This window comes from Maribellus sp. CM-23 (assembly GCF_021354595.1).
GTDB lineage: Bacteria > Bacteroidota > Bacteroidia > Bacteroidales > Prolixibacteraceae > Draconibacterium.
Window position 1 is genome coordinate 544,569 of sequence record NZ_JADWYJ010000003.1, and the last position, 21,925, is coordinate 566,493.

General features: G+C 43.0%; 13 protein-coding genes. 6 read left to right on the top strand and 7 right to left on the bottom strand.

Annotated elements, in window-relative coordinates; all coding sequences use genetic code 11:
- Positions 1-49 precede the first annotated feature (49 nt).
- A complete protein-coding gene (fucP, locus tag INQ51_RS13135; protein ID WP_233378423.1) occupies positions 50-1,369 on the top strand; it encodes an L-fucose:H+ symporter permease in 1,320 nt (439 codons plus the stop codon).
- 13 nt (positions 1,370-1,382) lie between these two features.
- Positions 1,383-1,730 carry an L-rhamnose mutarotase gene (locus INQ51_RS13140; RefSeq protein ID WP_233378424.1) on the top strand — a complete coding sequence of 116 codons (348 nt, stop codon included), beginning with the start codon at positions 1,383-1,385 and terminating at the stop codon, positions 1,728-1,730.
- Between the two features lie 249 nt (positions 1,731-1,979).
- Here INQ51_RS13140 and INQ51_RS13145 read toward each other — a convergent pair whose 3' ends face one another.
- Positions 1,980-3,470, bottom strand: coding sequence for an OmpP1/FadL family transporter (locus tag INQ51_RS13145; protein WP_233378425.1), 1,491 nt, complete (start codon positions 3,468-3,470; stop codon positions 1,980-1,982).
- A gap of 46 nt (positions 3,471-3,516) precedes the next feature.
- Positions 3,517-4,968, bottom strand: coding sequence for a hypothetical protein (locus INQ51_RS13150; RefSeq protein ID WP_233378426.1), 1,452 nt, complete (start codon positions 4,966-4,968; stop codon positions 3,517-3,519).
- A 97-nt stretch (positions 4,969-5,065) separates the two neighbouring features.
- On the opposite strand from INQ51_RS13150, the gene proS reads away from it, so the two are divergent.
- Both proS and INQ51_RS13160 read left to right on the top strand, forming a co-directional pair.
- Positions 5,066-6,541 (top strand): proline--tRNA ligase, encoded by a 1,476-nt coding sequence (gene proS / locus INQ51_RS13155; protein WP_233378427.1) that lies wholly within the window; start codon positions 5,066-5,068, stop codon positions 6,539-6,541.
- A 97-nt stretch (positions 6,542-6,638) separates the two neighbouring features.
- Entirely contained in the window at positions 6,639-7,325 is a 687-nt protein-coding gene (locus INQ51_RS13160; RefSeq protein WP_233378428.1) for a hypothetical protein, read from the top strand.
- A gap of 94 nt (positions 7,326-7,419) precedes the next feature.
- Here INQ51_RS13160 and INQ51_RS13165 read toward each other — a convergent pair whose 3' ends face one another.
- The gene (locus INQ51_RS13165; RefSeq protein ID WP_233378429.1) at positions 7,420-7,830 is read right to left on the bottom strand and encodes a hypothetical protein; all 411 of its coding nucleotides are present in this window, start codon (positions 7,828-7,830) and stop codon (positions 7,420-7,422) included.
- A 261-nt stretch (positions 7,831-8,091) separates the two neighbouring features.
- Here INQ51_RS13165 and pepT point away from each other — a divergent pair, with 261 nt between their 5' ends.
- Positions 8,092-9,315, top strand: a complete 1,224-nt coding sequence (pepT, locus tag INQ51_RS13170; protein ID WP_233378430.1) for a peptidase T — start codon at positions 8,092-8,094, stop codon at positions 9,313-9,315.
- A gap of 16 nt (positions 9,316-9,331) precedes the next feature.
- A complete protein-coding gene (tilS, locus tag INQ51_RS13175; RefSeq protein WP_233378431.1) occupies positions 9,332-10,651 on the top strand; it encodes a tRNA lysidine(34) synthetase TilS in 1,320 nt (439 codons plus the stop codon).
- Between the two features lie 214 nt (positions 10,652-10,865).
- Here the strand turns inward: tilS and INQ51_RS13180 are convergent, their stop codons facing one another.
- The 4 genes from INQ51_RS13180 to INQ51_RS13195 form a co-directional block, all read right to left on the bottom strand.
- The gene (locus INQ51_RS13180) at positions 10,866-11,558 is read right to left on the bottom strand and encodes a hypothetical protein (RefSeq protein WP_233378432.1); all 693 of its coding nucleotides are present in this window, start codon (positions 11,556-11,558) and stop codon (positions 10,866-10,868) included.
- Between the two features lie 243 nt (positions 11,559-11,801).
- Entirely contained in the window at positions 11,802-12,437 is a 636-nt protein-coding gene (locus INQ51_RS13185; protein ID WP_233378433.1) for a trimeric intracellular cation channel family protein, read from the bottom strand.
- 336 nt (positions 12,438-12,773) lie between these two features.
- Positions 12,774-14,243 carry a sialate O-acetylesterase gene (locus tag INQ51_RS13190; protein ID WP_233378434.1) on the bottom strand — a complete coding sequence of 490 codons (1,470 nt, stop codon included), beginning with the start codon at positions 14,241-14,243 and terminating at the stop codon, positions 12,774-12,776.
- Between the two features lie 238 nt (positions 14,244-14,481).
- On the bottom strand, positions 14,482-21,573 hold the full coding sequence (locus tag INQ51_RS13195) for a S8 family serine peptidase (RefSeq protein ID WP_233378435.1): 7,092 nt from the start codon (positions 21,571-21,573) through the stop codon (positions 14,482-14,484).
- Positions 21,574-21,925: the final 352 nt, after the last annotated feature.

Below are 21,925 nucleotides of genomic sequence, written 5' to 3' on the forward strand. Positions count from 1 at the left end.
TTTGATTTTCAATATTTGTGCTACACAATGAACAAAAACCAATAAAACGATGAATGATCTGAAAAAGGTAGTGGTGGACAAAAAAATAATTGTCCCCTTTATTTTAATTACCAGTCTTTTTGCACTGTGGGGCTTTGCAAACGATATTACCAACCCCATGGTCGCCGCTTTCAAAACCGTGATGGAAATATCGAACGCCAAGGCGGCAATGGTTCAGTTTGCCTTTTACGGTGGATATGCAACCATGGCAATACCTGCAGCACTTATTATCAAGCGCTATTCTTATAAACTTGGTATTTTAATTGGCTTGGGTTTGTATGCCGTTGGCGCCTTGTTATTTTACCCGGCAGCCAGGTTCGAGATTTTCGGATTTTTCCTGGTTTCGCTGTACATTCTTACCTTTGGGCTTGCTTTTCTTGAAACGACTGCCAATCCGTATATTTTGTCGATGGGATCGCCCGAAACTGCCACGCGCCGTTTGAACCTGGCGCAGTCGTTTAACCCGGTTGGCTCATTAATGGGAATGATTGTGGCTTCACAGGTGGTTTTACCCAGCCTGAGATCGGATGCAAGAGATGCCGCTGGTAATCTGGTGTTTGAAAGCCTTAGCGTGGCAGAAAAGGCCGTTATTCGCACAGAAGATTTGGCAACCATCAGAAATCCATATGTGATTCTTGGCTTTGTGGTTATTCTGATGCTGGTTGTGATTGCCTTTTCAAAAATGCCGGTTCGACAAAGTGCCGATCACGAAATTCATGCAAAGGATTCTTTTAAACGTCTGGCTAAAAACAAAATATACCGGGAAGGTGTATTGGCGCAGGTTTTCTATGTAGGTGCCCAAATCATGTGCTGGACTTTCATCATTCAATATGCTGAAAATCTTGGCCTATCAAAAGCAGAGGCGCAGCGTTACAACATTATTGCGATGGTACTGTTTCTCTCCAGCCGTTTTATAAGTACCGCCTTAATGAAGTATTTAAATGCCCGTTTTATGCTGATGTTATTTGCCTTGGGAGGTATGTTTACGATAACAGGTGTTATTCTTATCCAGGGAATGCTGGGATTGTATCTGCTGGTAGCTACTTCAGCCTTTATGTCGCTTATGTTCCCAACCATCTATGGAATTGCGCTCGAAGATATTGGAGACGATGCAACATTGGGGGCGGCCGGTTTGGTGATGGCCATTGTTGGTGGTGCGTTGTTGCCCATTCTTCAGGCAAGAATTATCGATATTGGCGGAAACGGTTTTGCCGATTTTAAGCTGTTTGGGTTTATCCCGGAAGTAAATTTTTCGTTTATTCTGCCTTTTATATGCTTTGTAGTTATAGCTGTTTACGGTAGAAGAACCTACAAAGCACTGAGAAATTAAGGATTGCCTTTTTATGAAATCCAAAAGATACTGCAAAACACTGCAATTGGAGAATGATCCGCAGTCAATGGAGGCGTATAGAAAAGTACATGCTCCGGGGGCCGTCTGGCCAGAGATAACTCAGGGAATGCGCGAAGTGGGTATTATCGACATGGAAATTTATTTGCATGAGAATACGCTTTTTATGATCATGGAAACAGTTGTTGATTTTGATCACGAAACAGCAATGACTGAATTGGCCTCTAAGCCTCGACAGACAGAGTGGGAGGCCTACGTCTCACAATTCCAGAAAGCAAGCGGTAGTGCCAGTGCCGACGATAAGTGGAATGTAATGGAGAAGATCTACAAAATGGATCTTTAAGGCGGCAATGTCCGAATTCTATACTCAATGCAGATAGCTTTTGGGGAATTTTGACGAATTTATTTTTTTCTTTTTTAAGTCAAAATTTTCAGGCATAGCCATAGCTACGGTTTAAAATTTTGGTGTAGAAAAAGGGAAAAAGAACGAGTGAAAAAACCGAAAAGCTATTTGTTTTGGGGATATAAAAAGATTAATAAAAAAGGGGGTGAAAACACCCCCTTTCTGATTACCACTTAACTGAATTTTTGCCTAAAACCTGAATCCAAGCGTAAGCAAAATATTTTGATTTGTATTATCTCTTTTTACCTGGTAGTAGTTGGGTTGAACGCTGCCATCTGATATTTTTGACAGGCTGCTGGTATAGGCAACGTTTACTGAAAAAGCATTCACCGTGTAACCAAAACCACCCGAAATTACCGAGGTATTATCGGTTAAAGTAGACTGGTCATCCAAAGTGCTTTTAAACGGGTTGCCATAGTTCTCGTACCCGGCTCTTACCGCAAACTGATTGGTAAGTTTATACTCGGCACCAATTCGCAGGTTCATTACACTGTTAAAGTGGTTACTCATAACAGAGTTCAAATCATTGAAATTGTCCGATCCGCTACCACCTCTTCTGAAACGCATGGAACCGTAATCCATATATTCTGCGTCGACACTGATAAGGCCTCTTTTATTGAAAATAACAGCTCCACTCATGACTACTTTAAGAGGAGTATTGAAATCATAACTGTAACGGTTTACTCCATAATTCGAGTGATTTTCTTGCAGTTGTGATTCCATACTTAAGGTTGATTGTTCATCAATGTTGTAGAAAGTAGGAGAGTGGAAGGCAAGTCCTAAGCGAACGTTTTGTACCGGCTTGTAAATAGCACCAATTTTAAAGTTGAATCCACTGCCATCCATGTAATAATCATCCCAATAGCGGAAAGAATTATTGTCTAGTAATAATTCCTCATACATGGAATTACTTTCATACTGAATATCATGAAACCCGATGGTGGCCCCCAGGTAAAAATTATGATTGAAATTCAGACCCAGGTTAAAAACATATTCGTCGATGTGTCCTTCCTGCGAATAGGTTTTAAACTGGTCAACTTTTTCATCAGTATAAAGTATGCTTTGGTATTGACCATCAACTTTATTCCCTTCGTCGTCATACACGTAATCAATCAAATAAGTATCAAAAGCAAGTTTCGTTGTCCAGTCGCGGTAATCGATAGCTCCAATATCCTGTTCGAGATATGCGTTTCTTAATGCTTCATTATTGGCATAAGCATTAATATCATCTATCCAGGAAACTCCGGACTGACTAAAGTTGGCAAATGCATTATTATTGAAATTAGCCAAACGATTGTATCCAATACCATAGTTTACGCTAACAATTCCTGCTTCCGAACGGTTGGTTTTAAAGGTACCTATCGCTCCAACATTATTCAGGCTGAAGTTTTGGTCATTATCGGAGAAAGTATTTCCTCCCATTGTCATTTTCGACTTATTGATGTAGTACCCGGGAGTTATTACAAACTCGCCCGTTTGGTAAATGGCGCTTCCCGCAGGGTTAATACTCAGCGATGTGAAATCGCCACCCAGTGCACCAAATGCATTTCCCATACCAGCCGACCGTGCAGTACCCTGAATCTGGTTATACGACATGCGAAATGCATCGGCAAAATTCTGGGCCATCAGAAAACCTGGTAATACAAGTAAGATGGCTATTAAAACGGAATATCGTTTCATGGCATTAGTGTTTTTATGATTCTTTACTTCGAATTACGAGGATCGCTTATCTACGTCCTCCACTTCTGGAAGATGATCCTGAAGAACTTCTGCTGCCCGAGCTGCTGCTTCCTGATGATCTACTACTGCTTCCTGAACTGCCAGAAGAGTACGATGATCTGGAAGACGACGAACTGCTACTGCCTCGGTAACTACTGCTGCTGCTACTACGTGATGGCGTGCTGTAGCTGCTTGACTTTGTAGAACCGGAAGATGACGGAGCCCTGTAACTTCTTGAAGAAGTACCGCTGCTGGAACTTCTGTTGTACGTAGAACTGGATCTGTAAGTTCGGTTGTAAGAAGACGAAGAACGCGGAGTCGTATAGCTGTTACCGCTGTTGCCTGATTTAGTATTGCTTACTACTCTTGGTTTTGAATAGTCGCTTCTTACGCTTGAGCTTGAACTGGGTCTTGTATAAACCCTGTTTTGAGAAGAGCTGCCAGGACGGGTATAGCTTTGTGTACTGGAACTATTTCCACTTCGTACCGAGCTATTTGTATTACCTGTGCTTCTTCTTGTATACTCTGAAGATGTACCGCTTCTTCTTCCTTCAGTAAGAACTCCTGATGAGGAGCCAGACTTGAGGTCGCGTGTACCTGAATTTCTAACGTTTGTGCCGGTTGACCTTCTTCCATCAGTAGTGCCGCTTTTCAGATCGCCTGATGCAGTGGTTCGTCTGCTGCCTGAAACTGCAGAAGCATCGCGTGAGCCAACACTTCGGGCTACACTTGAACCTGTGGTTGTACGTCTTCCGTATCGGTAATTATCTCTATTGACTGATACTCCTCCAGGGTAATAACCATCATTCCAATGACCTCCGTGCCAATGGCCACCGCCCCAGTATCCACCTCCGTACCAGGGGTATCCCCAGCTGTAATAAGGAGAGTAATAACTCCATGGGCTATACCACCAACTGTTGAAGCCCCAGCCCCAACCCCAGTTCCAGGATAGAGACCAGGAAGGTCCGTAAGAATAATAAAAGGGATCGTAATAAAACGGGTCGTAATAAGCCCAGCTGTCCCAGTAAAACGGATCATAAAAATACGGGCGATGGAAACGACGGATACGGTAAGCATAATCGAGTTCTTCTCCGTCGTAATAATTGTTGATGACGTACTTCATTTCGTCATCGTTATAATACACGGTGGTGTCGCTGTCCTGCAACTCCATTTGATCCATGTTGTATCGCAATACGTCAGCATCTTTTTCGGTGCCGTCGAAAATGTAATTGTTCATTGTTGATTCATCGTCATTTCTTTCGATCTGACTAATGATCAAGGCATTTCCTGATTTTTCTGCCGGCTGAGCACTGGGCTCTTCCACTACACTTACCGGAGGAGGTACGTCGCCAGGAGTAAAGTAAATATCATCGGTGTAGGAACTGGAAACGTAACTCCCGGTGGTGCAAGCACCCAGGAAAAGTGCCAAAACCCCTGCTATTGTTAATCTTGATTTCATAACCTATCCTCCCTTTATTTAATGTCAATAATAATTACTTTCTTTGTAAGCTCAAAATTTAAATAACAAAAACAAAATCTGTACCAAAGATTTGATTATGGCTAAGGAACTTACTTCGCGGAGCGAAAATTATTCACAATGGTACCAGGATCTGGTGATAAAGGCGGATCTCGCAGAGAATTCGGCAGTTAGAGGGTGCATGGTAATAAAGCCTTATGGATACGCCATTTGGGAGAAGATGCAGGCTCAACTCGATAAAATGTTCAAAGATACAGGGCACGTGAATGCCTATTTCCCTCTGTTTATCCCAAAATCCTTTTTTAGCAAGGAGGCCGACCACGTGGAAGGCTTTGCAAAAGAGTGTGCCGTTGTAACGCATTATCGTTTAAAGAATGATGAAGAAAATGGTGGCGTTGTGGTAGACCCGGACGCCAAACTGGAAGAGGAACTAATTGTTCGTCCGACTTCGGAAACCATTATCTGGAATACGTACAAAAACTGGATTCAGTCGTACCGCGATCTTCCGATCCTGATCAACCAGTGGGCGAACGTAGTGCGCTGGGAAATGCGTACCCGCTTGTTTTTGCGTACAGCCGAGTTCCTGTGGCAGGAAGGTCACACGGCCCATGCTACCAAACTGGAAGCGATCGAGGAGACAGAGAAAATCATTAATGTATATGCCGAGTTTGCCGAGAAATACATGGCAGTTCCGGTTGTTAAAGGATTGAAATCAGCCAACGAGCGTTTTGCCGGTGCCCTGGAAACGTATTCGATTGAAGCGTTGATGCAGGACGGAAAGGCTTTGCAGTCGGGAACTTCTCACTTTCTTGGGCAGAATTTTGCCAAAGCTTTTGATGTTACTTTTGCAAACAAAGAAGGAAAAGAAGAGCATGTTTGGGCTACTTCATGGGGAGTTTCCACTCGTTTGATGGGGGCTTTGATTATGGCTCACTCTGATGACAACGGATTGGTATTGCCTCCGAAACTGGCGCCTTACCAGGTGGTGATTGTTCCGATCTACCGCCAACTGGAGCAACTTGCTACCATCAGCGAAAAAGTAGATGAGATCATTGACAAGCTGAAAGCAAAAGGCATTTCTGTAAAATACGATAACAGCGACAACCGGAAACCGGGCTGGAAATTTGCCGAGTATGAGTTGAAAGGCGTTCCGGTGCGTTTGGCACTTGGCCCGCGCGACCTGGAAAACGGGACCATCGAAGTGGCCCGTCGTGATACGCTGGAGAAAACTTCCGCACAGCTCGACGGAATCGAAGATTATGTTGAAAAGCTTCTGGAAGATATTCAGGCCAACATTTTCCAAAAAGCCTACGATTACCGTGAAGAGCACATCACCAAAGTTGATTCGTGGGAGGAGTTCAAGGACGTACTGCAAAACAAAGGTGGATTTATTTCTGCTCATTGGGACGGAACACCTGAAACCGAAGACCAGATCAAAGCCGAAACCAAGGCAACCATTCGTTGTATGCCTTTGGAATTCGAACCCGAAGAAGGAAAATGTGTTTACTCGGGTAAACCATCAGGCAGAAGGGTACTTTTTGCACTCGCATACTAAAAAAGAATATACTTCAAAAACATAGGAAAGCAGCTGAAAAGCTGCTTTCTTTTTTTGACTGCTTTTGCTACTTTTATCCGTCAAACAACAGGCAAACATGAAAGACAAAGAAATCAGAGCTTCGTTCCTGGAGGCGCTGGTAATTAAAACCAGTGTAAAACAGGAAGTATACAACAATACGGTAAACACTTTTACCATTATTAAAAAGGTTCTTTCGCAACTCGAAAGGGATTACCATAAGGCCGTTCAGGGGCGGGTGCCGCAGGCTTCTATGCCGTATTACAAAGACCGTGGCCCGTTTGAGGCAGAGTTTAAAGTAGCCGGAGACCTGTTGTTTTTCAGTATGCACTCCAATGTTTTTCAGTTTGACGATAAACATCCCGTGTGGAATACTCAATACCTGAAAGACGATCCGATGTGCTCGTACTGCGGGACCATCAATATTTATAATTTTCTGGCCGATTCATTCAAATACGACAGAATGAACGACATTGGCTACCTGGTGGCACGGATTTTTGTCAACAAAGACAACCACTTTTTTGTGGAAGGAAAGAACCAAACGGATGAAGTGGTCAAGGATTTTGCCATCGATACGATTTCCCCGGGAGTGCTGCGGCAAATCATCGAAACAGCCATTCAGTTCAGTATTGAGTTTGATCTTTTATTGCCACATTACGATCAGGTGAAAATGGCTACAGTAGAACAGATGAGACAAAAAATGAGTCACTCAAAAATGTCGACAGGAAAGCGGCTGGGCTTTACGTTTAGTTCCGACGATGTTTGAACATTTTAGCCAATTACCACTTGACTAAAGCGTAATTGAGGGGAACTTTCAGAATCGGTGTTTGTTGCTTTGTTATCGTGAAAAATAATCGAGCCTAAAACTCCGATAGTATTTTATCGATTGTAGTATTGATATCTTTCATATCGTTTTCGAAAGTTGTTCTGAAATTTTCCCAGTCTTCCTGCTTGATGTTTTTTATTTCATGCATTCGCTTATTGATCGAAGCTTGCTTGACTTCAAATTCATCCAAAGCTGTATTCTGGGCATCGGTTAACTTTTCTCCATTTTTAATTTTGTCATTCAAATCTCTTACTTTCCCGTTAATATTTGCAAGTTCTTCGTTTGCTTTGGCAAGCAAATCGCAGTGAGCCTGGTGAAGTTCTTCACTTATCGTATTTTCAATTGCATTCGACTGTTGATCGTTTTTCTTTTGGGAGTTGGTACTACAAGCCGAAAGTACGACGATACAAATCCCTGCGATAAAGATCCATTTTAGTTTTTTCATGGTTAATTGAATTTTAGTTGATTTTTATGTTAGCTATTACGTGCTTTTGCTGTGATGGTTGTGCTTTTTAATATGTTTTATAGTTAAGTTTTATAGCATTTTTTAATCAGTTTTAGGAAGTAGATCACCTTATCTTTTGGGAGTCTGGATTTGTCATATAGCACTTCATTTACTGATTGCAGTCAGCGCGGAAAAATAGCCGCTGGTGTTTTTAATTTGTATATTTGAAGCTTACAAAATTCAAGAAAAGATATTAGTGATATGGAAAAAGTAGTAGAACGATTTATCAACTATGCCCAACAATATACCACCTCTGATCCGGAAAGTAACTCTTACCCAAGTACCAACCGTCAGCTTGATTTCATGAAAAAGTTGGTGGAAGAACTAAAAGGAATCGGTTTGGAAGAAGTGGAGATGGATCAATACGGTTATGTAACGGCTACCATTCCGGCCAATGGTGTGGATGATTGTCGTGTGGTGGGTTTTATCTCACATGTAGATACCAGCCCTGATTTTGCCGGAGAAAATGTAAATCCGCAGATCATTGAGAAATACGATGGCTCGCCGGTGAAATTAAAGAACGGTGTGGTGATCGATCCCAAAGATTTTCCTGAAATCCTGAATTACAAGGGCCAGGACATTATAACTGCCGATGGAACCACCTTGCTGGGAGCTGACGACAAAGCTGGTGTGGCTGAAATTGTAACAGCTGCCGAAATCATCCGGAACACCAAAAGCTTTAAACACGGAAAGATCAGGATTGCGTTTACACCCGATGAAGAGATCGGAAAAGGAACCGACCATTTCGATGTGAAAAAGTTTGGAGCCGACTTTGCCTACACCCTGGATGGTGGGGAAATTGGTGAGTTAGAGTTTGAGAACTTCAATGCGGCTGGTGCCAAAATAACCATCAGCGGACGGAGCGTGCATCCCGGAGCGGCTAAAAATAAAATGGTGAATGCCTTGCTGGTGGCACACAAACTTGTGGGCATGTTACCGCCTACCCAGCGTCCGGAACATACCGAAAAATACGAAGGTTTCTTCCATTTACTGTCGTTGAACGGAAACGTGGAAAAAGCCGAATTACAGTATCTGATTCGTGATCACAGCTCTGAGAAATTTGAGGAAAAGAAAAAACTGCTGAAAGAAGTGGTTCAGCTGATTAACCTTGAATACGGAAAAGAAGTGGTGGCAATGAAACTGGCCGACCAGTATTACAACATGCGCCAGAAAATTGAGCCGGTAATGCACGTGATCGACATTGCGAAAGAAGCAATGAAACTGGCCGATGTAGAACCCAAGATTAAAGCCATTCGTGGTGGTACCGACGGGGCGCGTTTGTCGTACGATGGTTTGCCTTGTCCGAATGTATTTGCCGGCGGACACAATTTTCACGGGCCTTTTGAATTTGTTCCGGTCCCTTCGATGGTTAAAGCTGTGGAAGTGATTCTGAACATTGCACAATTGGTTGGAAAACACAAATAAGAAAAATAGATACGCAGTGCTAAAAAACTTTATTCAAAATATTAACGAGAAAGAACTGATTGTTTCAGGCGAGCGTGTGCTGCTGGCTGTTAGTGGCGGTATTGATAGCATGGTACTTTTGCACCTGTTTGAACAATCGGGTTTTGAATACGGAGTGGCGCACTGCAACTTTCAGCTGCGTGGTGACGAGTCGGACGGCGACGAACGCTTTGTAAGGGAATACGTGCAAATGCACGGAATTCCCTCGTTTTTCAAAGCCTTCGACACGGAGGAATATGCCCGGATCAGTGGTATTTCCATTGAAATGGCTGCCCGCGAGTTGCGTTATGCTTTTTTTGAACGAATCCGGCGGGAGAACAACTACGACAGAATTGTAACCGCCCATCACCAGGACGACCTGATTGAGACTTTTTTCCTGAACCTGTCGCGAAAAACGGGTATAAAAGGGTTGACCGGCATCAAGGAAAAGTCGGGTTACCTGATTCGCCCCCTCTTGCTGGCCGGAAGGGAAGAGATTGAACAATATGCTGCTCAAAATTACCTCGATTACCGCGAAGACTCCACCAACAACGAAGTGGTATACCAGCGCAACTTTTTGCGGCATAAAATTCTTCCTTTGTTTAACGAGTTGAATCCCGCTTTCAAAAAAAACCTGCTGGCCAGTATCGACAACCTGCGCGATGCCGAACAGGTGTACACTTCGGTGCTAAGCCGCGATAAGAAGGAAGTGGTGGAAGAAACAAACGATGAACTCCGGATCGACATTGAAAAGCTCCGCACCACAGAGTTTCCTCCCTTACTATTGTTGGAGGTGCTTTCTCCTTTGCATTTTAATCCGTCGGTGATTGATGAGGTGTTTCAAAGCCTGGAGGCCGAACCCGGCAAGCAGTTTTTTTCACCCACACACCGTTTGGTAAAAGACCGTGCGTTTTTGTTTGTTGCGCCCATTAAAGAGCCGGGCGAACAGCTTTTCTACATTGAGGAGGCCGATATGGAGTTGTTTGAACCTGTTCAGCTAAGTATTGAAAAAACAGCAGCGGCTGGTTTTAAGATCGTGAAATCTTCCGATGTGGCCTGTGTCGATCTGGATACGATCCAGTTTCCACTGCTGATACGGAAATGGAAACAGGGAGACTATTTTCAGCCGCTGGGAATGCAGGGCATGAAAAAGGTAAGCGACTTTTTTATCGATCAAAAAATTCCTTTACACGAAAAGGAAAACACCTGGTTGCTGTGCAGCGGGAAAAGAATTGTTTGGATCATGGGCCACCGCCTCGACGACCGCTTTAAGGTGACAAATAAAACTCAAAAGGTTCTGGTATTAAAAATGGACTAAATCAATTCCAGTCGGGTCGCAGGCAAATCTGCATTTGAAATATAATCGAATTTTTTTAGAATGTTTTTGAGAATCACATCGTTTGAGGGTGGATTGCCATTCATCATTAAGGTTGTATTATTGCTACTGTTTGGAACTTATCTTTTAGGCAAAAAACAAGGGGATATTGTATGTAAATTACAAAATCCCCTTGCTCAACGATCTTAAATTATGTCTAATTTTTCAATAAAAAACGTTTTGAACGGATTACAATTAAACTTCCAATAAGGAAGAATACAGCCAATATTGCCCAAATATTTACAGGCACAACCATAGGATTTAAAGAAGATGCATCTAAGGTAATTAAGCTACCTCCTCCGGCTCCGTTATGACTTATTTGTAACCATGTAAAGGGGCTTGTGGATGTTATGGTTATCTTGGCACCTACATCAGCAGAAGTGAAACTAATTGTATTACCCACGACATTATATGAACAGCCATTTGCTACAGATATTGATGGAGTCCCATCACTTGTGGTAACTGTAAATACTTCTCCGGCGTTAGATGCGGTAATATTATAAACAATGTTGTTTACCGGTGCCGAGAAAGTATTTGTAATACTACCTGATGAACCGGAACCAATCCATATAGAGGCTACTTTAGTGGTAACTCCACATGAGTTCCAGGCTGTACTGTAAGCACTAACACTGCCAGATGTTGTTAAGCTTACTGTAATTCCATTTAACGTGAACGGAAAATCGCTGGCTCCCTTTTCCAAAGGATCTACTGCGGTTGCTTGTGCAGACTTAAGCTCATTCGTTAGCAATGAAGGCGAATCAACAGGAGAATCCTGAGATTTGGCTGTTACTATACTGAATAGAAGAATAGATGTGAACAGGGTAAATCGAAAAGTAAATTTGTGTCCCATTGTTTTGTTATGAATTAAACTTAGGTGAATTGATAAAAAAAGATAAGACAATATTTTTTAAATGGCTAGTCAGGATCATGTGCATAACAAAAAAACGTCATAATCTTATTGTGCGAAAATTATCAATAGTACTGTTGCCCTGCTGTTTGGATAACATTTGGAAAATGTGAAAAACATGAAAAACTTTAGCTAACACCCTTGTTGATGACAGGTACAATGCCGGGCATGTAAACAATGATTACGTTACGAGCGCTCTGACCCCTCATTTTCATCCACGATAATCAACGGTAGCGACCATTTGTAGTAAACCGCGAGGATACGCAGTACAATGATCATCAAAACCGGAATAAGTTGAACCAGGATAAAATCGAAGCCCATTTTCCGTAGCAATAAATAGCAAATACCTCCCAGTACGGTTACGGTTGCATAAATTTCTTTTCTGAAAATAACAGGTACTTCGTTGGCAAAAATATCGCGGATAACCCCACCAAACGAACCGGTGATGGTACCGAGGATAATACAACTAACATCACTAAAGCCATGTTGTAGCGCAATTTCCACCCCGGCGATGGTAAAAAGTCCGAGGCCCGCACTGTCGAAAAGCATAATGGTTTTTCGCAGGTACGACAGTTTTTTCCGAAAGAGGATGGCAAAGATGGTGCCGGCTACAATCACATACAGGTATTCGAGTTCTACCAACCAAAAAGCAGTACGTTTTTCAATCAGCATATCGCGGATGGTACCACCGCCCACCGAAGTAACAAAGGCCAGAATCAGAATGCCAAACGGGTCAAGTTTCTTTTTCATGGCAGTTAGCGATCCCGAAATAGCAAAAGCAAAGGTTCCGGCAATGTTTATGTACTGAAGCAGTGTTTCCATATTTTCAACTATTCCATCATTTTTATCGGTACAATACTTCGTGTAAGTTACCGCGACAGACCTAAAAATCCAAAAAACGGCGAGCGGCAAAAATAATGCTTATTCCATACAATTTTCACCCTGGTGATTTTTCCAGTTTAAAGCAGGAAAATCATAACCATCAATTGACCTTACTTTCTTGCCAAGGAAGGAGAGAGGCTAAAAACTACGTCTTGTTATAGAGGAATGGAACTTTGTATATGACTTGAGGGTAGGTGGGGTAGGAAAAGAATAATGGAGAGAGTGCCTGACCTTCGTTAAGCGACGAAAGTCAGGCACAAATAACCGTTCAATCAACTATTTTGATGTTTCTTGCACTTCGGCTTTGGTGGCATCTGTCCAGTTGTCGGTACGGAACGAAGAGGCTGGTAGCATATTGGTATCGAACAAGGTGCCAACAAGCCAGTTACTCCAGCCGTAACGTACTTCAACCGGGTTAGGTACCTGGTCGCTGGATACCAGCACGTCTTTCCTGTTCACAATTTTGGCTTGGGCCGGATAGAACACTTTGTCGGGACCCGCAATTTCAAAGCCCACTAATTGGCTGGGGGTAAACAGCCCCATTTCAGCATGTTTAAAATGAAGCAGCACACCGCCGTCTTTTTCTTCTTTCGTGTCGTAAGCAGGTCCTGCACAATCAACGCTTTCGTAACCATAAGTCTGGTTTAACGCGAAGTAGAGCAAGCGTTCGGCCACCTCTGTTTTTTGGGGAGGGTGAATGCTATATTCTTTGCCAATATCGAGTGTGATTGCCATTCCTGAGTTAGGGATTAGGTCTGCAGATTTTAACTGCGCTTCGCGTATGAATGCGGAGTTTGCATTGGTTTCAAACGCTTTGTGATCGTTGTACCAATAAGGTGCAATCTGAACATAGTAGAACGGGAAATCGCCAATTCCCCAGCGAGTACGCCAGTCTTTCACCATGGCAGGGAAAAGTTCGGTATATTTCTCGGGTTCCATACGATTCGATTCACCCTGGTACCACAAAGCTCCTTTAATGGTGTAAGGAATCAAGGGGTGAATCATGGCGTTGTACAGGGCGGTGGGAATATGATTGGTTGATTTAGTAATATCTACCTGCTCTAGGTCAACTTCCTGGTATTTGCTGATCATTTCCTTACTGATCCAGGCCTGAACAGAGCTACCTCCCCACGAGGTATGGATCATACCCACCGGAACATTCAGTATCTCCTGAAGTTGTTTTCCAAAGAAGTAAGCAATGGCGCTGAAATCCCGAACATTGCCTGCATGGGCTTGTTCCCATCCGGTGTATTCTTCAAGATCGGAGAGAGGACTCTTTGAGCCTTTACGAGTGGCTGTAAATAGTCGTAAGTTAGGATTTTCTGCATGCATAATGGCTTTGTTTGCCTCAAAGGTTGGTTCGCCTGGATAGCCGTTGAGCGGCTGTTGCATGTTCGATTGTCCCGAGCAAAGCCAAACCTCCCCAAAGAGAACATTGTCGAGGGTGATGTTGGTATCCGAACTGCTTATTTTAATCACCTGGGGATCGGTTGAATCGTTGGTTTTTACTTCAATTTTCCAATTCCCTTCTTTATCGGCTGTTACTTGTAGCGGAGTTGTTAACCAGCTTGCATCTATACTCAGGTGTTGGTTGGCATCGGCCCAGCCCCACAATATCACGGTTGTATTGCGTTGCAATACCATGTTCGACGATACAATAGCCGGAAGCTTAACCTTGGCAGTTGCTGCCTGAAAAAACAGCACAGAGAATAAAACGGTTAAGGCTAGTTGGGTAATTTTTTTCATTCTTATTTAATGTTAAAGTTTTTAATTCAGGCCTTTAAGATCGTATATAAAATGCAATACTGCAAAACATAATAATAGATTGTTGAAAAGTAAGAGCTTGTTATCGCTCGCATTTGGGTGAGATTGAAAAATGCACACAGTTTTGATATCCCTTGTACTTGCGAGGGGAGTTCATTAATACTACAAAAAAGCCGTCGAGAATTTCCCGACGGCTTCATGAAAAGGTTCGATCTGAGGACTATAGTTTAACAAATGTTTTACTAATGCTTTTGTTAGCTGAAATAATCTGGATGTGATATGTTCCTGACTTCAGCGCTGTCACGTTGTAATCAAAAACGTCACTGGTTAAAGTATCCAGTTCCTGACTATAAACAATTGATCCCTGGCTATTGAAAACTCGGATCAACTGTTTTTGCTCGACAGTGCCTAAGCCACTAATATGGATTAGTTCTCTTGCCGGATTTGGGTAAACATTTACTTCCGTATTTTCATCCAAATCGTCAAGGCCGGTTACAGTATTACCTGATTTTAATACTTCCACTTTAATTTCGTGTAAGATGATGTTATTTCCGCCATCTTTAGTGGCAATATTAACTGTGAATTCGCCTTCCACATTTTCGTCGGGATTCATTTCCAGCACGATATCGTTTCCGTTCAACGATGCTGAAATAAAGTTAGGACCATCTGCTACATAGCTCTCCAATACGTCCCCTGATTTGGTTGAAGCAACATCGAATGATTCAGTAAAATCAGTTCCGGCTTCAATTACCATAGCGTTTGGATTCCATACATTCGGTACCCAGGTTTGTTTGCCAGGTTTTGTTGAAACAATAAAACCGGTTTCTGCTGTTTTGCCATAAATGTCGGTGGCCGTAATGTGTAACATGGTTTCCATGTGTTTTTCAACCGGAACAATAATCGCTTCCGGTCCCATGGTGAAAATTTCAACTACGCCATTGGTTTCAGTATAAATGGTGTAGGTCAGCGTATCGTTGTCCGGGTCAGCAAATAACTCACCAAAGTTAAAACGGTACTCGTAGTTAATGTGTAGTGTCTGCGTGCTTAAGTCGGTTACTACTTCAGGTGCACGGTTTGTGTTAACGACGGTTAGCTTACAGGAATATTCCTTGCTCGCGCCGTAAGTGTCAGTTACCCGGTAACCAAGTATATAATCACCTGAAGTGAAATAGTCAGGTGTTAGCGTAACAGTAAGTAATCCGTTTTGATAATGACTTTCAGTAAATGACAGTGAAGAAGTTTCTTCTACAGAGATTATTTCGTCGCCTTCCGGATCGGTAAGCGGGAGTTCAAGAACCTTCACTTCTCCTTCCGTTACAAGCAGCGTGTCGGGCAACTGTAGCACGGGAGCCGAATTAATCCGAAGCAGGACTGGCACGTTGGCGCTTTCCCGGAGCGGATCGTTGTGTGCGATATTCATACGAGCCTGGTAGGTTCTGGCTTCGAATAGCGACGCGTCAACAGTGATATCGATGTCCTGAGCAGCTCCTGCTTCAATCTCTCCGGTTCTTGGTTCAATGGTCAGCCATTGTCCGGGATGGGCTGAAAGTGCTCTTGTTTTTAAGGTGTATGTAAACGGAAGCTCTTCCCAAACTGCGCCATCATTATATGAAATCCAGTATTTTCCTTCGGTACTTGGCGAGTTGTAATCGAATCCGAACAAGGATTTCATTTCAACCGGAAAATCAATTTCAATGAAGAACTGGCTTCCCTGTTCAAAATAGAACGACTGTGACAGGGCAATGGTGTGCAGACCAAATTCCGACGATTCAGCATGATATTCTCCGGAGTAAAGGAGTTCTGCTGTTTCAAGGTCATTCCCTTTCATAACTTTCACAATGTAAGGTGCTTTAGTTGCTCCCGGCTTCAGGTAGTCTTTTACGTGTGTGAGTGTAAATCCTTCGGGTTGTGTAACGGTGAAGAGTGTAGCTGTTTTAACCTTTGTCACACCGTCTCCGCCAAATAATCCCATTGGATACTCAGGAATATCATAATTGAGTGAGTCGGCAAACACCTGGCCCGATTTGGCCGGTTTACCAATGCTACCGGTTCCCCAGCCCTGACGAAGGATTCCCATTGTTACAGAGTAGTCCAGTGCTTTTTCTTGACCTTGGTTTGCCAGTTGAATGCGGAAGTTGTTTTGCCCGTTTTCGTTGACGATCAGTTTCATTGTATCGTTTTCAGCGGTTTCAAGTAAGTCGTAGGCAAAAACCGGCGGCAGTACTGCATCTCCGGAAAGTTTAACTGAAAATTCGCGTTGGTCATCGAACACAAGAACCAGATCAGCCAGGTTGAGATCTGCATTTTTGGCCGAAAAAGAAACCTCGAATGCAATGGTGTCGAATGCAGGAACCATTGCATTTACTTCAAGATTGGTAGCAAAAAGTGCTGAGCCATAACCATTTATTTCAATAGATGCGACTGTGGCTGCTTTACTGCCGGTGTTGATTAAAAGAAGTGTTTCACTTACCGTACCTGGACTGGAAGGCAAGTACATTACGTCTTCGAAAGCAATCTCTTTTTTGCTGATGGCCAGATTCGATTCGCCACTTACATGCAATGCAACATGGGTGATGTTGGCCGAATTGTTAATATCGTTTGTTAGTACATTGACAGTTCCGCTGTGATCGCCAACAGCCATGTTTTCTGAAATGTATTGCAGTTGAATAATTTTCGATTCACCAACAGCAAGTTTTCCTGAAAGCGGAGGGTTGATCAGGATGGCTTTTCCTGAATATGCATCGTGTCCGGTTCGGTAGTCTTCACTTATTGTTACTCCGTAAATACCCTGTGGTCCTTCAAAACCAATGCGATAATACGGAAGATAATATTGCCCGGTGGTAAGCATTTCTTTGTACTGGTATTTTAGGTCACCATTTGCATACAATATCAACTGAAATGTGAAATCACCACCGTCTCCTCTGTAATAATATCCAACGTTATTCCATTGGATAACAACATACTCGTCGGTTTCATACACTAAAAGATCAGACTGTTCTCCTAAAAATGTTACGTTATTTCCCCAAAACGGTGCAATGACAGCATTTGCATAACTTGAGCCGGTGCTGCTGTTGGGAAGATCGTGCGACGATGTGCCGAAATAGCTGCCCGGTGAAGGATCGAAAGAAACCCAGCCCCCTTTGCCTATGGTAAGCGAAGAATAATCGTTGCCATAGTATCGGAAGATGAAGTCTTTGAAATCAATCAAAGTTGATTTTTGACTGGAGTTTAAAAAGTTCCCGGTTAAAGAGGTGCCTTTTCCCGTTATGTCAATCCATTCGTAGTCTGTATAATTGTAAGAATAGCCATAGCCATTGTCGAAACCATCGGCTTCCTTTTTCTTCCCTTCGATCGTAATAAATTCAGGAGCAGAAACTGACCAGTTAAGTGTCTTCTCGTTTCCGTCGTTGGTGATGGTTACGCTGGCAGATTTTCCAAGATTGTTGCCATAGGCCAGTGTGTCTTTGGCAAAGTCGTTTGTCCAACTGTAGGTTGCCAGTGGTGAGCTGTCGCCTTTTCCCAAAAGTTCAATCGGGAATGACTGGCTTACTGTACCGTTTTGTGCTGTCAGAAGATTAAAAACAATTTGATCTGCGTAGGTTTGAATGTCCTGAGGGGCAAAACTCACCGTAAATGTTTTGCTGCTTCCGGCCGATACCGAAGAGAAAGAACTTACGTAATCGCTGTTGGAAAACGGTGAAGATGGTTTCTCTAGTGAATAGTAGGCGTTTGCAGTTCCTGTATTTGTTACGGTAAATGTTTTTGAAAGCGAAACCCCGCTACCGGCAATCACGTTGCCAAAATCAAGCGAAGTATTGTCGATACTGATTTGCGGCTCACCTAAGATTTCAACTTTAAAAGGAATGCTCAATCGTTGGTTGCCATCGTAATTCACATTCAGAGTTGTATTTGAAGAGCTGGTCGCATATTTACCGTTGAGGTCAACAGTTAGCTGAATACTAATACTGTCGTTGGCCATAATAATACCCGATGCAGGTGTTATATTTTGGATATAGCTGTAAGCGGTAATGCTGTATGAAGCCGGATAATTACCAACATTTTTCAAAACAATTGCGGTGTCTATCACTTCACCTGATTGCCTTGCATTTTCGCCCAGCCATTCCATTGAAACAGGGCCTTCCAATACAGGACCTTCTATAAAATTGGCCAAAACCGGAATTTCCAAACTTCCGTCATCGCTTACTATTTTTAATAATCCCTGGTAGTTCAGTGCATTGTCCTGTTTCTTGGTAGTTAAAGTAATAACCGTTTTGTATCCGGCTTTTAGTTCTGCAATAGAAGAGGGAGAAACTGTGATTACATCGCTGTTTAGGTTTCCGAGCACAATGTTTTTCAGGTTTCCTTTTCCTGTGTTCTTGATCTCCAGTTGAATGCTCTCAGTGGTTCCGAAAAACTGGGTGCCAAAATCAACTGTGCTCATGCTGGCTTCCAGTTGCGGTGCCTGGCCTGATACATTCACTTTAACAAATTTCGATAAAGCTCCCTGTTTTGGGTCGTCGTGTCGCATGAATAGTTCCACCAGGTGGGTTCCGTTATCGAAGTAATTTCCGTTTACTTCGATGTCAATCTGCTGGACCGAATCGGGTTGAATATCGCCGGTTCTGGGAGTAAATTTTACAAGGCTGGAGTTTCTAACCGATTCGTAGGCACGAATCATCAGGTATTTACCAAAAACCTGTCCTATATCGGTCATGTAATTTTGTTCGGGAGCTACGCGGGCAAAGCTTTTATCTTTCCACTGATAACTGTATCCGGTTGCTTTTTTTGCACCGATTGGCAAATAAAGACCACGCGGAGCAGTAACAGTTACCCAAAAAATATCGCCTTGTTTTACTTCCACATCTCTTGAAAGGGTTGTTTTATACCAACCGCCATCACGATAATCGTAGATGTAGCTCCCGGTTGAAGCTACCGGTTCTCCTGCCGGATAATCCTCGCCTCCCACATGAATGGAGAAATGAAATTGACTGCCATCGTACATTTCGGTGGCAATGTATGCGCCTACGTGAGACAAAACCATATCATGCTCGGCTACAAATTTGTTGGCATACATCCAGCTTTCGTAAGTGATTTCCTGTGCATAACTGAGGCTTCCGGGGCCAACCATTTCATCGGGGACACTCAAATCCTCGTGTGCAACCGAATCGGTATAAGTATAGCTAGGAGTACCTTCGTTCCAACTGGGGCTGGCATACATTCCAATACTGATGTTGCCGCCACCGCTCAACAGTTGCATGGCCGTTCTAAACCCCAATGTTGAAGGTAGCTGACTGGCTGATTTGAGTGCCAGTGTTTCATAGCCTTTAACATTCCAGTCGTACCGTGAAAATGCTTCACCTTTATTTCTGAAATTATAGCTATCGTTGGCAAGATTGTTCTTACTAACGTCAATGTTCATTTCAAGTGTGTCATTCGACAAAAGCTCCAGCTGTGCTGCTTTCCAGGTAGTAGCCGAAAACAATTGCGACAAGCCAGAAGTGTTTCTAAACCGGTCTTTGGCCTGGATGGCAACAGTATAAGTGGTATTGGGCTCAAGATTCTCAATAAAGAATTGATCGAACGAATATTTTGCTGATGAATGGAAAGAGGTAGCAGTTGCTGCAGATTTGAAAAAAGTAGTATCGGTGATTTCGCCGGGCGCAACCAGAATTTCGTAATCGGTAATGGTGATACCCTGAATGTTTTTTACCAGCATCCATCCAATGTGGAAGGTATTTTCATCGATACTGTAAAATCCCCAGTCGCTAACAGCGGGAACTGAACCGGGATCGTCAACCAGTGCAGCGTAGGCATCAAGACGACCTTTCCCGAGGTAGCCGGTAAATGTAGGGTTGACATTGTAAATGTCTTTTGCTGTGCTTAACAAACGTTCGGTAATGTCATTTGGCGTGATGTGGTGAGCATATTTTGATGCGATTAGCGCCGCAACCCCAGTCACATGTGGTGAAGCCATTGAAGTTCCCCCCCAATGAGGGCCACCGTATTGATTTCCCGGCAGGGTAGAATAAATTTGATCGCCGGGAGCACAAATGTCAACGATTTCGCTAAAATAGGAGGAAGTTGATTTTTGGTCGTAGTGGTTAGTGTTGGCCACCGTTATGCCCAGACCGTAGGCCGAAGGGTAAGCAGCACGCGGCAGACCAATGTAATCACTGTAGCTGGAGAAGTTACCGGCAGCAAAAATTGGTAGTCCACCTTCTTGAACCGGCCCGGTTGAGTTACCGTTTTCGTCAATCCCGGCATTATCAATGTAGTACAGAATTGCATTTTTCATTGCCTGACTGGGAGCACCGCCACCCCACGAGTTGTTCGAGATGGTCGCACCATTGTCGGCAGCATAGATAAACGCTTCTTCGAAACCTCCGGCGTATTCGTCCGTCCCTCCCGGAAGCGTGCTGAATACCTGGCACGACATGAGGCGTACACCGTCGCCGTTTCCGCTACCACCGGCAACACCGGCAACACCTTTGTTGTTGTTATTTACCGCAGCAATGGTTCCGGCTACGTGTGTGCCGTGTTGGTGTGGAATAATTGTTGGAACCCCCATTACAAAGTTCCATCCGTAATAATCATCAATGTAACCATTGTTATCGTCATCAATTCCGTTTTCGGGAATTTCTTCTTCATTGGTCCACATGTTGGCTGCCAGGTCTTCGTGCTCATAATCAATACCTCCATCGATTACAGCCACCACTACTTCCGGATTCCCGGTTTCAAGTTTCCAGGCTTTCAGGAGGTTGATATCGGCTCCGGGTGTACCACCAGTCTGTCCTGTATTTTCATAGTGCCACTGTGCGTAGAACAGCGGATCATTCGGTTTTTCTGATAATGTGTTCGATGCTGTAGTTTCAACTTCTTCCATCTCAGCGTTGCCAAAACTGAAATAGTTAATTTTTGATTCAGCAAATTCAATGGCCTCTAAATTTCCGTATTTCGAAAGTGCATCGTTCAGATTAGCCGTACTGTCTATTGCAATTTCATACCAAAGATGCAGTCCGTATTTACGTTGGCGTTCTGCAAATTTTCCGGCTACATGAAAAACGGGTTTCATGCTTGTGGCCTTGTATTCTTTGTTCAGAACATTAAACCCGGGGATAGTAGTTTGAAGAGGATTTAATTCTAATACATCCGGCTGCTTCTGAATTTGCAGAGCAGCTTCCTGGGTCAATTTAACCCGGACAATTCCCTTAACAGGAGTACTTTCCGGATTTTGTGCCATTACATTTCCTGACAAAAAAATTACTGCCAGGAAAAGAAGTGTTGTTTTTAAAATAATGTAAAAATTTCGCATCGTTTGACTTGTTAGAATTTTTGAAATTGCAAAATTGAAAATGTAATTGGTTAATAAGGTATTACGCTCCCTAGAATATCCACTACCGTTTAGTAAAGTACCATAACAATACCACTCATACGTATTTTAGGGCGGTATAGATATGGTCATCATTTAATAAAAGCCTTTGTTTTAGGTAGCTTGGGGAGGTTGGCTGCTAAACGTGTAATGTTAGTTTCGTATCAACAAAATTTGTGTATTGCCTGGCAAAATATTTTAAACGGTCTTAGATTGAAATGATAGAATGGATGAATGATATTGATCAAGTCTATATAATCTGCTTTTCAATCGATTGTCAATCTTTTCTGGCTTG